The sequence below is a fragment of the Aquimarina sp. AWH4_224 genome, assembly GCF_056160245.1.
On the sequence record NZ_JBSWWU010000011.1, the window covers coordinates 122,629 to 140,214 of the forward strand.

The following is a 17,586-nucleotide window of genomic DNA, read 5'->3' on the forward strand; positions in this document are numbered from 1 at the left end:
TGGTGTTTTTTATTCAATTTTGAGAATGTTATAATTACTAATTACCTCTGGTAATATTACTTAGCAATCGTTGAGACGGATTGGCATCAGAACTCTTGAGAGCATTGTATCTGGCAACAAACCGGATGAGATCTTCTTCTTTTTTTAATCGAATTTTTTCCTTTTTTAAGTATTGTCCAAGTTCTTGTTCTTTATCGTTGAAGGTAGCCAGCATATCTTTTTTGTTGGTAGGTAGTTCAACAATTGTTCCTTCTTCTTCTATAAAGTAAGTCACTCTCGTTCTTAATTCACCTGGTTCAGCTATTCCACTATTTACTCGTTCTCGTTTTTCAGGGTCTTTGATGTCCAAATTCAGTTTCTTGTAAATTCTATATTTATCATTCATTTCTACCAAGATGTAATACCCATCTCTAATTAGACCTCTTTGATTTTTAAATTCACAATAGTAAAAATAATCCCCATCTATCCTCGCATGAATAGTTTTACTTTTAACCACCTCATAATATTTTGATCCCTGAACTAATTCAAGGGCATCCGTATATATATTATATTTCAACTTGGTATCATAAGTGCCAGACTTTTCATCGATGACACTAGATTCCTTATATCTGGATTTCATATACATAGTACCATCATATTCATCAAAGAGTGTGATCTTCTCAGAAGATGTCATCAAACTTCTAGGCAATTGTGCAAAAAGGGCAGGCGAAATTAGTACGAAAAGTAAAAGTAGTAGTATTCTCATGATTCACTGATTTAGGTGAATTAAATGTAACCAAATACCTTTTTAAATGCAATTTATATTAAATAACCGCTAAATTTTTGAGAATATGTTAATGTATTTTGAGGTTCTACTACATTATTATGAATGAAAACGGCTTTTTTCAATAAATTCTACATAAAAAAACTAAGGTTTAACCGTAATTTTTGTAAGATTTTGACTACGAAAACGTTATAATAGACTCGATTTATGTCAATTTTAAGTAATGGGTATCTTAAAGTTTAATAGTTTTTCATCGAATTAGAATGTTGAAAAGCAAACGTTTAGCTTCTGGTATTACTCCAAAAGTTGTAATGCTTTTTGTGCAGTATCTACAGGAAATTTACAAGCGTTATTGACACATACATAAAAGTAAGTTTCATCTTCCACAAATCTGTTTTTTAGTAGGGAGCGTTCAGAGTCTACAACACTACCAGCAATTAATTTATTAGGAACATAAGTATCCTGAAAATCATTTAGTAATTCGTTGGCATTATCACCTACAACTACGATTTCATAAAAATTATAAGAAAAATTAAGCATTAAGTCTAGCCAATTAGAAAAACCAGAAGCAAATTTTTCCATTTGTGGTTTTATATTATGTAGCATTTGTTTGCTCAAATCCGCATATTCGTTTTGATCATAATAATGAGCTAAGACATTTAGGTTTTTAGCCATCACCGAATTTGAAGAAGGGATTACATTGTCATTATACTCGATAGAGCGTGATATCAGTTCAGGATCTTCATCAGAAGTAAAGTAAAACATGTTTTTCTCCTTATCCAAAAAATGAGTAATGGCATAATCTGTAAGCTCTTTTGAGATATCAAGCCATTGATGGTCTAATGTGTTTTGATAAAGTTGTATGAAGGCGTCAACAACTAGTGCATAATCCTCTAGATAGGCATTGATTGTGCTTTTACCATTTTTATAACTATGAAATAAGGAATTATCTTTTTTGAGTTGCTGCTTCTTAATAAAGTTTGCATTTTTTAATGCGATATCCAAAAATTCCTGTTCTCCAAATACGCGGTATGCATCCAAATACCCTTTTAACATAATAGCGTTCCAGGAAGTAAGTGTTTTGTCATCTAATCGTGGTCTAGATCTTTTTTCTCTATATTTAAGCAATGTGCTTTTCCATGAAGAAATTTTACTATTCAGGGTTTCAATATCAATATCGTTGTTTTTACAAAAATCCGAATCGGTATCTTTTCTAATCAACACAAAATTTCCTTTCTCCCAAAGACCATAAGCATTTACATTGTAGTAGTCGGAAAAAAGCTTGTAATCATCTCCTAAGAGTGTCTGAAGTTCTTCTTTATTCCATACATAAAAAGTTCCTTCTTCTAATTCGCCAGTAGTGGTTTTGCTATCCGCATCTAATGACGAGTAGAAAGCCCCTTCTTCATTAGTGAGTTCCCGTTTTACAAAATCCAGTGTTTCGTACACCACTGTCTTATACCAGGGATCTTTGGTGGCAAGGTAAGCATCTGCATATAAGCTTACCAATTGCCCGTTGTCGTATAGCATTTTTTCGAAGTGTGGCACATGCCATTTTCCATCCGTTGAGTATCTTGAAAATCCGCCTCCTACATGATCATAAACGCCACCAAACGATATTTTTGTGAGTGTGCTTTTTACAAAATCCAGTAATTCTTGTTCTTGAGTTTGGTGAGCATAACGCAACAAAAAATGATAATTATTTGGCATCATAAACTTAGGTACACGTTTAGTGCCTCCTTTTTGATGGTCAAACTGTTTGCTCCATTCTTTTACTGCGGTACCAATAAACTCTTTATCAAACTTTATCTCATCGGTGTTTACTTCAATAATATCCACTTCCTTGATACCTTGCTCTAGCTTGTCGGCATACTCAGCCAGTTTTTCTGGTTGTTTTTGGTACAAATCAGTAATCTGCTTCAAAGCATCCATCCAGTTCCCTTTAGGAAAATAGGTGCCTCCCCATACGGGTCTGCCATCGGGTAGGGTAATTACATTAAGAGGCCAACCACCACTGCCAGTCATCAACTGTACAGCACTCATATACACCTGGTCCACATCGGGTCGTTCTTCTCTGTCTACTTTAATACTCACAAAACTGTTATTCATTATTTTGGCTACTTCTGGATCCTCAAAACTTTCATGTTCCATTACGTGACACCAGTGGCAAGCAGCATATCCAATGCTGATGATGATCAACTTGTTTTCTTTTTTTGCAATATCCAATGCTTCTTCACTCCATGGTTTCCAGTTTACAGGGTTATGTGCATGTTGTAATAAGTAAGGACTGGTTTCGTTGATAAGATCATTTGTGTATGCGTATTCCATTGCAGATTTGTTTTGACTTGTGCAAGAATAGGTGATCGTGAGGATGACAATGAGCCAATATTTCATAATAACGCGTTTACCAGTGTCTAAAATATAAAAAAGCATCTCAATTTGAGAATTGAGATGCTTTTTTATTCTGAGTCGTTTTTTTAGTCGATCTCGAAAGAAATTTTCAAGTTTACTCGATATTCAGCGATCTCATTATCTTTTACGATAACTTTTTGATCACTTACCCAAGCAGACCGAATGTTTTTTACTGATTTTCCAGCTTGTTTGATTGCGTTTTTTGCTGCATCGTCCCAGCCTTTTTCAGAGCTAGCTATAACCTCAATAGTTTTAACAATTGCCATTTCAATAGTTTTTTAGTTAATATTTTACGAATGGTCCTTCTAAGATACGAGATCCTTGAGTTTTATTGAAGTAAAAGCAATGAATATTTACAGGCTTTTCTCGATATAATTACAGCTTTATCGTTGAACTACCCATTGAGTGCTTCAACATGAGCAATCTTGTCTTTCAACATCTCTTTTAGCATGTTCTCGATTCCATTTTTCAATGTAAAGGTAGAAGATGGACAACCACTACAAGCTCCTTGCAAGATTACCTTTACAATTTTGCTTTCTGGATCGTAAGAATCGAATAAAATGTTCCCTCCATCACTTGCAACGGCAGGTTTGATGTATTCTTCGATAATATTTACAATGTCTTTGGAAACATCATCTAATTGGTCAAAATTTTGATCAGCTTGTTTTTGAACTTCGTTCTGGGATACCGTAGCATTGGCCGTTAAAATTTCTTTACCCTGTTCTAAGTATGCCTTTAGAAACTCTCGAATTTCTTGTGTAACATCATTCCAATCAGCCATATCATATTTCTGAATGGAAATATAATTTTCATCAACATATACTTCTTTTACAAAAGGGAAATGAAATAATTCTTGTGCTAGAGGAGCCTCTTTGGTGTCATCTATACTCTTAAACTCGTGACCAGCAGTAACCAATTTTTTGTTGGCTACAAATTTCAATACAGAAGGATTAGGAGTACTTTCTGCATAAATGGTAATAGGTACTTTTTTGTTGCTTTCGGATTCTGTAACCACAGATTGGCCACTATTTAGGTAATTTTTAATTTGTTCAGCAACCTCTTCCTGTACATCTTCCCAAGCTACAATCTCATATTTATCGATAGCCACAAAGTTTTGAGCGATAAATACTCTTTTTACAAATGGTAAATGAAATAATTGTTGCGCCAAGGGAGAATTTTTGGCCTGATCTATATTTTCAAATTCGTAGCTCGTATGTTGTGTGAGGAAATAATTGGCTTCAAACTTAATGATACTTGGGTTCGAAGTGTTTTCTATCTTTATTTCAAAATTCTTTTCCATGCTCTAATTTTTGGCAAATTTACTAAAAAGCAATACGATATGCGCATAGTATTTATATCCCTAACATTTTTTAACGAATTAAGGTAGTCAACTTTAAAATAGGCGTTCTGGTAAAAATTTATATCTTTGGAAACGTACGAATTTGGAATATGTATTTTAAAAATAATTGTGAAGCCCCACAATATAAACTGTTTTTGACAGTTTACATTTAATTCACAAAACCTGTTTGTCCCCATAAAATGACAGTGTCTAAATGAACTTAAAAGCGATCTATGTAGTAGCCCTGATGTGGCTTTCCCAATTTGCCTTTTCGCAAGAAGGAATACCTGTATTTGCAGATTATCTTTCAGATAATCTATATTTGGTACATCCATCCATGGCAGGAGCAGCAAATGCCAACAAAATTAGGTTAACCGGAAGAGCACAATGGTTTGATGTTGATAATGCACCTAATTTACAAACCGCAAACATAAATTTTAGAGTAGGCGATAAGACCGGTTTAGGAGCGATCGTTTATAAAGATGAAAACGGAAGATTTAATCAGTCTGGAGCGTATTTAACTTTTGCATATCATCTATTATTTTCGAGAGATAGAACCGATCTCAGTATGCTTTCTTTTGGTGCAAGTACTGGTTTTATCCAGTCTAATGTGGATTTGAGAGGACTTGATGATCCTTTTGATCCAGATCCTGTAATTCTTGATCGGGTGCAAAAAGACTTTTATTATAATGTGGATGTAGGGATGTCCTATCATTATTTAGAGTGGTATGCACATTTTACAGTAAAAAACTTGCTGCCGGTAGCAAGAGATATTTTTAACCAAACAGACCCTGCTCGTGCACCAATTCGCGAGTCCAACAATCAGCGCCGGTATATCTTTTCTTTAGGATACTTATTTGATTTAGGTGGCGAAGACGGGTTTAGTTTAGAACCGTCATTATTATATCAGGCAACAGACCAAACCCAAGAAAGCACGATTGATGCTAATATGAAAGTATATAAAGATTTGGGTGAGGTAACCACACTTTGGGGGGGGATCTCATACAGAAGAAGTTTGGATGGCGCAGAATTTTCACAAGATGGATTAGCAGTAGAAAACCAACAATTACAATATATAACTCCGTTCTTGGGTGTAAACTATAAAAAATGGCTGGTTGGATATACCTACAGTTATCAATCTAATTCTGTGGTTCTAAGTAATGGAGGATTTCATCAGCTGACCATAGGATATGACTTCGCAAAACAGAAAGAACGTTGGAACTGTAAATGTCCGGCGGTAAATTCTCATTAATCTTTTGATTTATATTTTCTAGTAGTTTTTTTACTATCATTTTTCTAAAAGCGTATGGATTACTGCCTTGTTCATTATCGTAAAAGGTAATTTATCTTCCTGAGAATTATATGCACTCCCGGTAAATACAGTTATTAGATTTAGATCTTTGAAAATCATAATATATTGTCCTCCGTTTCCTGTAGCAACCTTACCTGTTTTAGAACCAAATGGGATGGTCCACCACAAAAAACCATAGTCTATATTGCTGATTTTGGTATGCGTATTTAAAGACTTTTCAATCCAATCTTTAGAGACAATTTGAATGTTATTCCATTTGCCGTTGTTTAATAATAAGAGCCCAATTTTAGCCATGTCACGAGGTGTCATTTGTATTCTCTTTGCTACATCGATAACCTCTTTTTTGGAGGTATGTTTCCAAGAGACATTATCTATTCCTAGAGGTGTAAACAAAAACTGTTTTGCAAATTGATCCAAAGGCATATTGGAAGCATTACTAATAATTTGGGCAGCAATAACGACTCCCATTGTGCAATATGTCGATGTTACTCCAGGTTTTTCAATCATGGGTAAATCCAGTGTGTATTGAATCCAATCCTTCTTTTTATAAACTTTGTCTTCCTGGCCTTTTGATTTTTTATCCCAGTCGTTACAATCCAAGCCTGATGACATGGTAAGAAGATGGCGAATGGTAATTTGTTCTTTTAAAGCATTTAGGTTTTTAGTAGGTTGAATGTTGGGCAAGTATTGCTGTACGGGATCGTCTATAGAGGTTACGAATCCTTTATCGATAGCAATTCCCATCAAAATTGAAAAGATACTTTTGGTAACCGATCGTAAATCTTGTGGAGTCTCAATGGTACGTTCATTATAATATTCTTCCAAAAGTAGCTTACCGTCTTTTATCAAAAGAAAGCTATTAATTTTATGATCATTATGTTCTAATTGACGTAATACTTCAAAAAGGTAAGAAGTATTACTATATAGTTTTTGAAAATTTTCAGTTTCCCATCCATCCGAAATCATTTTTGGTTGTTTATACTCAAATGTCTGCTGCCCATAAGAAAGCAAAGGAAGTATGATCAAATACGCTAATAGGGTTCTTAAGTATTTCATTAGAAAAAGATTTAATTTCGAGGGATTTCATTTATCCAGATCCACGCAACAAAGCCACAATTTTTATACCGTTTCCAAATGGATATTATAATGGTAGGTTGAAAATACAAAAAGCTCGCAGATGCGAGCTTTTTGTATTCCAATTTATAAAATTTAGCGTACTGCTTTTCCCTCAAACTGCAGTCGTTGATCATTTATTGAAACCAACGAAGCCAGTTCGTATATGTTCTTGTATCCATACCCATAGAGATTAATAAAAGTAGGTATGTTTAAAGCCAATGGAGCTCTTTTACTAGCAAAAAACTGCGTATCTCCTATTAGGTTATTGTTGCAATAAATCAAAATTCTTGTATCCTTTGAAGGGATATGTTTTGCCAATTCCTCTTTGGTGAAATCTGAAAAATTAATATGAATCGCTCCTTTAAGGTGTTTTTGGTTATACATGGTTTTAGAACGTGTATCCAACAAAATGGTATTTTCATCCTTCATATATTCTAGAAAAACATCCAAGGGGATTAACCTCTTTTCTCGATAACTCATTACTTCTTCAGAAACTTCTAAAAAAGAGTCATAATCTACCATAGATTTTTGAAGTTTTGCTTTGGGTTGTGATGTCATTGTAAATGATATACTTGTTATGATAATAAATAGTACAGTTCTCATAGTGTTTTGTTTTAATCTTCCCAGCTGAAGGATTTCTTTTTACCTTGACTTTTGATAGCGTTCAATAAAGCAGTTTCTAGGCTGGTGTCATTCTTCTTACTATTAGTTTTAATATATTCCACACGCTTTTTGTTCAGCTCCTGGATCTTTTGCTGTATTTCTTTACGCTTAGCACTTTTTTCGGCAATGTGTTTTTTTAATTCGGCTGTAGATTTATCCTGTAATTCTATAGGAAGTTGCTCTTCAGCTATTTCATCAATTTCAAACTCTTCATCTTCGGCAGCATCGATAAGATCCCAACTTTTGTTTTTATAAAAACCAGAGCTTTTACTGATAGTTCTACTTACTGCATTTGCTGGGCTATACGACTTTGCATTACGATCTTGTTCCATTTGCATGCTTCTTTTTTGAGCTCCACGACTACCGTAATAGATGTAAGTATCGTTTAATTGGTTGTTAAGCTGAAGAATAATATCATCATATGGGGTTGCTATATGAACTGTTTGATGGTTATGATCGATAGCACTGTATTCTCCATAAGTTAGGTCAGCACCATGTTTCCACATCGTGTCGATCCCTTGTCTGAAGTTCCCACAAAATATAGTGTTGATCGTGATCCCTTTTTCCAAAGCATCAGTAGCTGCATCTTTGTAATTGGTAGGTCCTTGAGTAAATGGTTCATTTCCGGCAATAAATATCAGTTTAAGATCGTCATTACTTTTTTTCCAGTCTAATTGATTGATGGATGTGGCAATTACCTTTCCGCAGTACTCGTTACCACCATTGGTAGTCAACCCGAATAGTTCTTTGGAAATTTCATCTAAATCATCAGAGAACGGCAGTACTTGCCGGATGTAACCTTCTTTTGATGGTAACCCATCATTGCCATATTCATATAAAGAAATCTGTAATCTGATTTTATTATGTCCGCATTTTGCGTACGACAATTCGTTAACGATTTCCCATAGTTGCGCTTTGGCTTGTTCTATAAGTCCGTCCATACTATTGCTAGTATCGAGTAATAGAGCTACTTGAATATTACTCGTATTTGGATCGGTTTTGGTCGTTAAGATTTTGTGAGGTTCTTTGGTTATTGCTACCTCATTATTCTGTTTGGTGTTTGCATTACAAGAAATATGAATAAGCAACATAAACATACTCCATATATAAAAAATTCTCATGATGTTGTTTTTTTAAATTCGTGGTTAAAAGTACCCTGAACTTTTTTGGAGAAAAATCTGGAATGAGGGAAATAGTATTTCTATTTAGTAAACGGATATACAGAATTAGGGAAAGCACTTTTTTTAAACCAAAAACGCCGTATTGTTGCAGTTTTTGCAGAATGAGAATTTTATTTTCCCAATGAAATGGATTAAGTTTATCCTTATGAAACAGAAGATGATAAAGTGGTCTAGCGTAATGCTGCTGTTATTTTTGATGGTTCCTTTTCAAGGCTTTTCTCAAGAAGAAAGTGAAGCCCCCGTTGTAACTAAGCCAATGGTGATTAAGGGTTCTGTAAAAGAAAAAAAGACCAAAAAAGCAATCAAAGATGTAGAGGTTACCATAATGGGTAAGGGTACAGTATTGACCGATGTTTTTGGGGACTTTAGAATACAGGCACGGGTAGGAGATGAGATTGTTATTAGTCATGATAGTTTCGAGACGGTGCGATATGTTGTGAAAGACGGACAGCGAGTTGATGTTGAAGTAAAGGAAAACCCGGTAACGGTAAGATCAAAACAGTTATCCAAGAAAAAGAGGGAGTCAGAATATCAGGAAAACCTCCGACTAGCTCGAAGTACAATAAGAAAGGATGTATCTGCGAGTATTGGATATATCACAAAATCGCTAGAAAGTATTCAGGAAGATGATCCGAAAGGGGATATGAAAAGGGCAGAACTGTATGAAACCCTTGCAGATATCTATAGTTTTTCGAAACAGCCTGATTTGGCAGAAAGCAATTACAGAATTAGTTTGTCCTATGCTTATAATACCAATGTAAAAATTAAATTAGGAAAAGCGCAACTAGAGGATAAAAACTATCAGGGTGCTTTTAAAACGTTTGATGAATTGCAACGTTCTCGATTAAATGCAGAACAAAAAATTTTGGTTTTAGAAGGCTTGGGAGATAGTAATAAGGGATTAGAAAATTCTTCGGGAGCTATTCAAAATTATAATAGTGCACTGTCTTTAAGTAAAAGGAAAAATCTTGATGATCAAGAAATTTCTTTAAACACCAAATTGGCTGATGTACTTCAAGAACAAGGTAATACCTCTGATGCTGCGGGGTATTTAGATAATTCTGTACAGTTAGCTCAGCAACAAGATAGAAAAACGGCTGCAAGACAGCGTAGTGTAGCGGCCGATTTTTATAACAAGAGTAATAGCTACGATAAAGAAATACAATTACGTAAAGAAGCACTAGCAGATATTGAAGAAATAGAAGAAAATGCCGAAGGTGAGCTGTTGGAAGAGGACAGAGCAATTACACCGCAAGTACAAAATTATAAGATTGCTAATGCTTTTGTGGCACAAGAAAAATATGATGAAGCCATCAGTTATTTTGAAGAGAGTAAAAAGGAAGCTGCATCAAAAAATGACCTTATCGTACAAAAAGATGCCACCCGGAAATTGGGAGAGGTATATCGAGAAAAGGGAGAGCTAGATAAAGCTTCAGAAGAGTTTGAGGAGTATGAAGTGATCGTAGATAAGTTATACATTCAAAAGGAGCAGGAAATATCTCAGGCAGCACGTTTTGGTCGGGAATTGGCTTTGAGTGCCAATAGGATTGAGAGTTTGGAGAAAGACCGAGAACTTAATGAGGCGCGTTATCAACTTGCGTTCGCCTCTCAGGAAATATCGGATCAAAAAAGTTTACGCCAACAGGTGATGATTTATTTCTTGGTTGGCCTTTCAGTGTTATTATTGTTAATGGCATATCTGATGTTTAGAAACATCAAACAACAACGGTATGCGAATAATCTTTTGGCATTAAAATCACTGCGATCCCAGATGAATCCTCATTTTATTTTCAATGCTTTAAATTCGGTGAATACCTTTATTGCTACTAGTGATGAGAGAACAGCAAATCGATATCTTACCGACTTTTCATTGTTGATGAGAGCTGTTTTGGAAAACAGTGAAGAGGATTTTATTCCATTAGAAAAAGAAATAGAACTGTTACGCTTGTATGTACAGTTGGAGCACTTTAGATTTCAGGATAAATTTGAGTATAAGGTGGAGGTGGATCCGGCTATAGATGTAGCCGAATATGTAATCCCACCAATGCTTTTACAACCTTATGTAGAGAATGCCGTTTGGCATGGGCTACGATATAAATCAGAAAAAGGAACGTTATCTATTCGATTTGATAAGGTAGATGAAGGTAGTATCAAGATTGTTATAGAAGATGATGGTATTGGGAGAAAGCAGTCTAATGCATTAAAAACTAATAATCAGAAGTTGCAAAAGTCCCGAGGGATGAGCAATATCAAAAAAAGAATAGAAATTCTTAACGAAATGTACAAAGATAAAGTTGATGTTTTCGTTACGGACCTAAACGAAAATGAAGAAGGAACTCGAGTGCAATTAATACTTAAAAAAGATAAATGAATTTAACCGCAATTATTGTAGACGATGAAGCAAATAGTAGGTTAATCCTGCGTAACTATTTAGAGAAATATTGTACTTCTGTGACCATATTAGGTGAAGCTGCAAGTGTACAAGAAACACTACAACTTTTAGAAAAAATGACACCAGATATGTTATTTCTAGATGTAGAAATGCCCTACGGAAATGCGTTTGACCTACTGGAGCAAGTTCCAGATCGTACTTTTGAAATTGTATTTGTGACAGCCTATGATCATTATGCTGTTGAGGCGTTAAATGCGCAGGCTACCTATTATCTGTTAAAGCCTATTGCTATTGATAATTTGATTAAAGCGGTAGATCATGTTACTCATATCAAACAGAAAGAAATGGCACTGCAAGATGCTGTATTGGTGCCAAAAATGGCTGCAGTGGAAAGCAAAATTACCATTCCGCAGCAGGATGGTTTCGAAATCCTGGAAGTAGCAGATATCTTATATTGTGAAGCTGATGATAATTATACCAAAATTTATCTGGAAAAAGGGCAGAAGCTGGTCAGTAAAACCTTGAAATATTTTGAAGATTTACTCAAGGTGCATGGTTTCTTAAGAATACATAAAAGTTATTTGGTGAATATTGGAAGAATTACCAGATATCGAAAAGGAAAAGGAGGGAGTGTTATGCTTACCTCAGGGAAAGAATTAGCTGTTTCTTCTTCAAAAAAAGGAGCTTTGCTAGATTGCTTTAAATAACTAAAAATCCAAAAAGCTTACCGTAGGAGATGCCGTTGTTGAAGCGACGATGTCTGCAAGGATCTCGGGATTAGCATTAGTGTATAATTGATGCCTTCCCATATCTGATTTTGAATTCAAAATCCCGTTGGTAGCTAACACCGCTTTGGTTTGTCGTGCAACAGCTTCTCCAGAATCAATAATCGTTACTTTGCTCGGGAGTATCTTTTTTAAGACCGGAATTAGATAGGGATAATGCGTACAACCCAAAACAAGGTGGTCTATATCCTTCTCCAGCATAGGATCCATATACGATTGTAACAGATCGAGCATTTTTTTGGAGTGGATTTCACCTTCCTCGATGAGTTCTACCAATCCGGTTCCAATAACTTCTATCACTTCAATATTTTGAGCATAGAGATCAGAGGTCTGTGCAAATAGCTCGCTGGATAAAGTTCCTTTGGTGGCTAGTACACCTACTTTTTTGGTTTTGGTGTGAATAGCCGCAGGTTTTATAGCCGGTTCAATCCCTATAAATGGGACATCATAAGTGTCGCGTAACGTTTTGATTGCATTAGTAGTAGCAGTATTGCAGGCTACTACGATAATTTTGCTATTTAATTCTAGTAGTTTTTCGGTGTTTTTGATGCTTAACTGCAAAATTTCACCCTTACTTCTTTTGCCATAAGGGGCGTATTTACTGTCTGCCAAAAAAATACAGTCCTCACTGGGTAAAAGTGCAGCAATTTCTTTCCATATCGAGGTGCCGCCAACTCCAGAGTCAAATATTCCGATGGGTTGATTTTGTGTCATCTACCGTGCAATTTGTTTCAAAAATAAAAAAGACAGTGAGAAATAGTCTTCACTGTCCTTAATTTTATCTTTAAAAAGAATTTGGTTTCAATTAGATACCTAAGTCCTTTTTTACATCAGCCATTAGGTCTTTACCATCGGCCATGATTACACCAGTTCCTGTTGTAGAATCAAGTACGTAGTTAAATCCTTGAGCTCTTGCTACTTTTTGGATTGATGCACGTGCTTTTTCATAGATAGGCTTCATTAATTCTATCTCTTTTTTCTGAAGATCTTGAAGCGCATTGGTTCTATAATCGTTGATACTTTTTTCTGTAGCTTGAATTTCTTGCTGTCTTTTTAAGTTTTCCTCATCAGTTTTTGTTTCAGCCTCTTGAGAATACTTTTTAATAGTGCTTTGCAATTCTAGAACCATATTTCTAATCTCTGCATCATAAGTCTTGTTAAGCTTTTCGATCTCACTTTTAGCAGCTTTGAAAGCAGGCATTGCCTCAACTAATTCTTGCGATGCAATATGTGCTACTTTTGATTGTGCATTTACAAAACCAGTGGTTCCCATAGTAATTGCAATAGCTACTAGTAATGTTCTAAATTGTTTCATTGTAGTAATATTAAAGGGTGTTATAAAATTTAAAGTTATTTATTCGTTACTATCTCCGCCATCAGATTGTGAATCGTCGTCCTCTTTCAGTTTCTGCTTGGCAGCTTTCAAAGCCTCTATTGAGTCTTTTTTCTTTTTTTGTAATTCTAATAATTTTGCTCTTCTTTCTTCAAACTCTTTTCTTTTTGCGGCACGTATAGAATCTCTTTCGGCTTTACGCTGTGCAAGAAGTTGTTCTCTTTCAGATTGTTTTTGCAAGGTAGCTCTTTCCCTGTCCGTCACTTCTTTTTCTTGAGCAGCACTTCTTTTTTCAGACCTTTCTAAAGCTTTTTTCTCTCTCTTGTTATTCAGCTGCTTTCTTTTTGAGGCTCTATTGATTCTTAATAAAACCTGATCACTGATATCATATCGATCTGCAGAGTACAACATGACCAAATCGGCAGTCTTATCAAAAATGAAATCGTATCGTTTGTTTTTTGCGATTTCTTGTACCGCTACAAAAACTTGATCTTGTACCGGCTGTACGAGTCTTTTTTTCTGTAAAAACAAATCCCCATTAGGGCCAAATCTTTTTTGCTGATATTCTAATATTTCTTTTTCCTTATAAAGAATGTCTTCTTCTCTTTCTTCAATCAATTCTTTGGTTAATAAAACTCTTTCATTATTCAGATCCTTTCGCATTTCATCTACTTCTTTCAATTCAGCTTCGATCTCCACCTTCCATTTTTGTACTTTGGATTCAAGTTCAGCAGAGGCTTGATTATATTCAGGAACATTTTCTAGAATATATTCCATATCAATGTAACCAATTCTGATGCCTTTTTGTGCGCTTGCGGATGATGTGAACGACAACCAGGCCATCGCGGCGAGCATTAAAAGAATCTTTGTTTTCATAATTTTGTTTATTTATTGAAATAATCGTGCCAAAACTAAAACTGTTGTCCAATAATAAAATGAGTTTCCCATCCATTAGGCCCAGTATTAGTCCCTGGGATTGGGTCAAACCCATATCCAAAATCGATCCCTAATAAACCAAAAGCTGGCATAAAGATACGTAAACCTGCACCAGCAGAACGATTTAATTGAAAAGGATTGAATCCTTTAAAACTGTCATAGGTAGCACCACCTTCCAAAAATGTCAACATATAGATTGATGCCGCTGGTTTTAACGTTATTGGATAACGAAGTTCTAACGAATATTTATTATAAATTGTTGCACCGTCTCCATCAAAATCTTGATTCGTAGGTCTGCTCAAAGGAATTAAGGACTGATTTGGATATCCTCTTAATGCTACAACTTCACGACCATCAAGGGCTGTAGCTCCCAAACCATCTCCTCCAAGGAAAAAGCGCTCAAAAGGAATGTTTCCTCTATTACTATTATAAGATCCTAAGAATCCGTATTCAGCTCTTGTTCTTAAAACAAGAGGTTTTTTGCCTAAATTAATTAAGCTGGTATACCATGTACCGTCAAACTTAATCTTATAGTATTCTAACCATTTGAAACGCTCTTGATCGATTTCTCCGATCTCTTCATTTATTTCCTGACTTCTTACCTGTTGTTGAGTGTCTGTAAGATCAAGGTTACTTTGCTCTTCTTCTAGTGCATCTCTTTGTGTTGCAAGTGCGTTATAATCATTTCCGTCAAACAAGGAGTAAGGTAACGATAATTTGGCAACAATATTAAATTCTGATCCTCCAATTGGGAAGATCGGGTTTACTGTAGTGTTATTTCTGCTTAAACCTATGGTATAGGATAAATCATTTGACGATCCATTACCAAATGTAAACAATCTGGTGTTGTAGTTTTTGAGGTTGTAGTGTCTGATGCTAACAGCTTGGGATAAGGTAAAGTAGTTATCCGGCCAATTTAATCTTTTTGCGATACCTATAGATCCACCAGTAATAAGGAACTTGCTATCTCGATCTACATCGCGATTAATATTGTTAAATAGGAACTGAATGGTATGAGAGAATGATGTGGATAACTGATATGGGCGTTTACCACCTAACCAAGGTTCAATAAATGACAAGCTGTAGGTCTGAAAAAATCTACTGGCTTGGGCTCTAAGACGCAAAGTTTGGCCATCTCCCATAGGTAGTGGGCTATATGCTTCACCATTAAAGATATTTCGGATCGAGAAGTTGTTGAATGCCAAACCTAGTGTACCCACAAAGCCTCCACCTCCAAAACCACCTTGGAGTTCAATCTGACTGGAACCTTTTTCTACGACAGGGTAGTTGATATCAATTGTACCTGCCTGTGGATTTGCATTTTGGAATTGAGGCTCCAGCTGTTCAGGATCGAAGAATCCTAATTGTCCAATTTCTCGTACGGTACGTACTACCAGATCTTTACTATAACGCTGTCCTGGTTTAGTTCTTAAAATCCGGTAAATTACGTGGTCATTGGTTTTGTCGTTCCCAGTAACTGTAATATGATCAAAATAAGTCAATTTTCCTTCACGAATACGAATCTCAAAATCAATAGTATCATTGTAAACATTGGTTTCTACTGCGTCTATACTAGAGAATAAATATCCATTATTCTGATACAGGTTTGTCAGATCATCTGCATCTGGTTTGGTATTGTCAGCAATTTGTTTTTCTAATAAAACACCATTGTATACATCTCCTTTTTTGATTACAAGCTGTCTAGCTAGTTGTCTGTCGGTATATACGCTGTTTCCTAAGAAATTTATATTTCCAAAGTAATATTTGTTTCCTTCTTCGATATTCAGATTTAAAGAAACTGTGCTATCATCGTTTACAATCAAAGAATCTCCAACAATACGAGCATCTCTATATCCCTTTTCCTTGTACTTTTTGATGATATTATCCTTGTCATCCTGATAATCAGCTTTGATATACTTTGAGCGTTTCCAGAACCTATAGGCTTTCTTCTGTTTGGTGTTAGACATGGCACCTCTTACCTTAGCGTCAGAAAGTTGTTCATTACCATCAATATTGATTTTGGCTACTTTTACACGATCGCCTTTGTCGATTCTTACCAACATGTTTACTTTGTTGGTAGCTACAGTATCTGTTACTGGAGTAGTGTTTATTGCTACTTTGGTATTTAAGAAACCTTCTTTTTTATATTTATTACCGATAAAATTTCGAGTAGTGGTAATAAGGTTTTCTGTTACTTTGGTTCCTTTGGTAAGGCTATTATCTTTTATGAGATCTTCTCCTTTACGTTTTTTTACACCTTCGATACGAACTTCATTCAATTCTGGAACCTCTTGTATATTAAGTTCGATATCTGCAACTTCTCCTTCCACATTGGTAATGTAGAAATTGATATCGCTAAACAATTCTAAATCCCATAGTTTTTTGATTACTTTGCTAATACGATCTCCTGGTAAGAAGATGCGTTCTCCTTTTCGTAATCCTGTAAAAGTGATAACGGTATTTTCATTATAACTAGTAGTTCCAGTCACTTTGATCTCACCCAAAACATATTCTTTCCCTCCGGATCCAGGGATAGTTTGTGCAGAAACTGATAATGTGTTTATGAATAAAGCAAGTAACGTAAAATACGCAATTGGTAATCTTTTTGTCATTTTTTTAACTGAGCTGCTCACTAGTTTTTCCAAATCTTCTTTCTCTTTTTTGATAGTTGTATATGGCCTCAAATAAATGTTCTTTTCTAAAATCTGGCCATAAAATCTCTGTAAAATATAATTCTGCATACGCAATTTGCCATAATAGGAAATTACTAATACGTTTTTCTCCACTGGTACGTATTAGAAGATCCACATCTGGCAAATTTTTAGTATACAAATGCTCATTAATGACTGATTCATTTATAAGATGTGGCGAAATTACACCATTTTTAACTTTAATACTGATTTCTTCTATTGTTTTTATAAGTTCTTCACGACTTCCATAACTCAACGCGAGCGTCAATGTCATGTGGTCATTAGATTTGGTTTTTTCTATAACTTCCATTAGCTCTTTCCTTGCTTTTCCTGGTAAAGATTGAAGATTACCAATAGCGTTGAGCTTAATGTTGTTTTCTTGAAGTGTCTTGATTTCTTTTTTTAAAGAGGTGACTAGAAGTTTCATTAAAGTGTCAACCTCTAACTTTGGTCTGTTCCAATTCTCTGTAGAGAATGCGTATAATGTAAGATATTTTACTCCGATCTCAGCGCAACTTTCAACGGCTTCACGAACAGCTTTTGTTCCTTTTTCGTGACCAACACTTCTGAATAAGCCTTGCTTTTTGGCCCACCGGCCATTGCCGTCCATTATTATTGCAACGTGCTGAGGGATATTATCATTTAACTGTTTTTTGTCAACCAT

15 protein-coding genes are annotated in these 17,586 nt (G+C 35.3%); 3 read left to right on the top strand and 12 right to left on the bottom strand.

All coding sequences use genetic code 11. The annotated features are described in order from the left end of the window. Positions 1 to 37: 37 nt before the first annotated feature. The 4 genes from ACXAGJ_RS20110 to ACXAGJ_RS20125 form a co-directional block, all read right to left on the bottom strand. Positions 38 to 745 carry a hypothetical protein gene (locus ACXAGJ_RS20110; RefSeq protein ID WP_474842346.1) on the bottom strand — a complete coding sequence of 236 codons (708 nt, stop codon included), beginning with the start codon at positions 743 to 745 and terminating at the stop codon, positions 38 to 40. A gap of 312 nt (positions 746 to 1,057) precedes the next feature. Beyond that, positions 1,058 to 3,157, bottom strand: a complete 2,100-nt coding sequence (locus ACXAGJ_RS20115; protein ID WP_474842348.1) for a thioredoxin domain-containing protein — start codon at positions 3,155 to 3,157, stop codon at positions 1,058 to 1,060. A gap of 83 nt (positions 3,158 to 3,240) precedes the next feature. Continuing rightward, positions 3,241 to 3,441 carry a dodecin family protein gene (locus ACXAGJ_RS20120; protein WP_073315610.1) on the bottom strand — a complete coding sequence of 67 codons (201 nt, stop codon included), beginning with the start codon at positions 3,439 to 3,441 and terminating at the stop codon, positions 3,241 to 3,243. Positions 3,442 to 3,569: 128 nt separating this feature from the next. Further along, positions 3,570 to 4,475: a NifU family protein gene (locus ACXAGJ_RS20125; protein ID WP_474842350.1), complete on the bottom strand. Its 906-nt coding sequence runs from the start codon at positions 4,473 to 4,475 to the stop codon at positions 3,570 to 3,572. A gap of 253 nt (positions 4,476 to 4,728) precedes the next feature. On the opposite strand from ACXAGJ_RS20125, the gene ACXAGJ_RS20130 reads away from it, so the two are divergent. Further along, a complete protein-coding gene (locus ACXAGJ_RS20130; protein ID WP_474842352.1) occupies positions 4,729 to 5,766 on the top strand; it encodes a PorP/SprF family type IX secretion system membrane protein in 1,038 nt (345 codons plus the stop codon). A 36-nt stretch (positions 5,767 to 5,802) separates the two neighbouring features. Here ACXAGJ_RS20130 and ACXAGJ_RS20135 read toward each other — a convergent pair whose 3' ends face one another. The 3 genes from ACXAGJ_RS20135 to ACXAGJ_RS20145 form a co-directional block, all read right to left on the bottom strand. Next, positions 5,803 to 6,882, bottom strand: coding sequence for a serine hydrolase domain-containing protein (locus ACXAGJ_RS20135; RefSeq protein ID WP_474842354.1), 1,080 nt, complete (start codon positions 6,880 to 6,882; stop codon positions 5,803 to 5,805). A gap of 153 nt (positions 6,883 to 7,035) precedes the next feature. Continuing rightward, on the bottom strand, positions 7,036 to 7,545 hold the full coding sequence (locus ACXAGJ_RS20140; protein ID WP_474842356.1) for a rhodanese-like domain-containing protein: 510 nt from the start codon (positions 7,543 to 7,545) through the stop codon (positions 7,036 to 7,038). A gap of 11 nt (positions 7,546 to 7,556) precedes the next feature. Then, positions 7,557 to 8,726, bottom strand: a complete 1,170-nt coding sequence (locus ACXAGJ_RS20145) for a vWA domain-containing protein (protein ID WP_474842358.1) — start codon at positions 8,724 to 8,726, stop codon at positions 7,557 to 7,559. Positions 8,727 to 8,931: 205 nt separating this feature from the next. On the opposite strand from ACXAGJ_RS20145, the gene ACXAGJ_RS20150 reads away from it, so the two are divergent. Both ACXAGJ_RS20150 and ACXAGJ_RS20155 read left to right on the top strand, forming a co-directional pair. Then, complete coding sequence (locus ACXAGJ_RS20150; protein WP_474842360.1) at positions 8,932 to 11,157, top strand: tetratricopeptide repeat-containing sensor histidine kinase; 2,226 nt, start codon at positions 8,932 to 8,934, stop codon at positions 11,155 to 11,157. Beyond that, the gene (locus tag ACXAGJ_RS20155; protein WP_474842362.1) at positions 11,154 to 11,885 is read left to right on the top strand and encodes a LytR/AlgR family response regulator transcription factor; all 732 of its coding nucleotides are present in this window, start codon (positions 11,154 to 11,156) and stop codon (positions 11,883 to 11,885) included. Before ACXAGJ_RS20150 ends, ACXAGJ_RS20155 begins: the two co-directional genes overlap by 4 nt. On the opposite strand, the gene murI is transcribed toward ACXAGJ_RS20155, so the two are convergent. The 5 genes from murI to ACXAGJ_RS20180 form a co-directional block, all read right to left on the bottom strand. Beyond that, complete coding sequence (gene murI / locus ACXAGJ_RS20160; RefSeq protein ID WP_474842363.1) at positions 11,886 to 12,677, bottom strand: glutamate racemase; 792 nt, start codon at positions 12,675 to 12,677, stop codon at positions 11,886 to 11,888. A 91-nt stretch (positions 12,678 to 12,768) separates the two neighbouring features. Next, positions 12,769 to 13,278: an OmpH/Skp family outer membrane protein gene (locus ACXAGJ_RS20165; protein ID WP_073315602.1), complete on the bottom strand. Its 510-nt coding sequence runs from the start codon at positions 13,276 to 13,278 to the stop codon at positions 12,769 to 12,771. Positions 13,279 to 13,317: 39 nt separating this feature from the next. Continuing rightward, positions 13,318 to 14,172, bottom strand: coding sequence for an OmpH/Skp family outer membrane protein (locus tag ACXAGJ_RS20170; protein ID WP_474842365.1), 855 nt, complete (start codon positions 14,170 to 14,172; stop codon positions 13,318 to 13,320). A 35-nt stretch (positions 14,173 to 14,207) separates the two neighbouring features. Continuing rightward, positions 14,208 to 16,844, bottom strand: coding sequence for a BamA/OMP85 family outer membrane protein (locus ACXAGJ_RS20175; RefSeq protein WP_474842368.1), 2,637 nt, complete (start codon positions 16,842 to 16,844; stop codon positions 14,208 to 14,210). 4 nt (positions 16,845 to 16,848) lie between these two features. Beyond that, positions 16,849 to 17,586, bottom strand: coding sequence for an isoprenyl transferase (locus ACXAGJ_RS20180; RefSeq protein WP_073315599.1), 738 nt, complete (start codon positions 17,584 to 17,586; stop codon positions 16,849 to 16,851).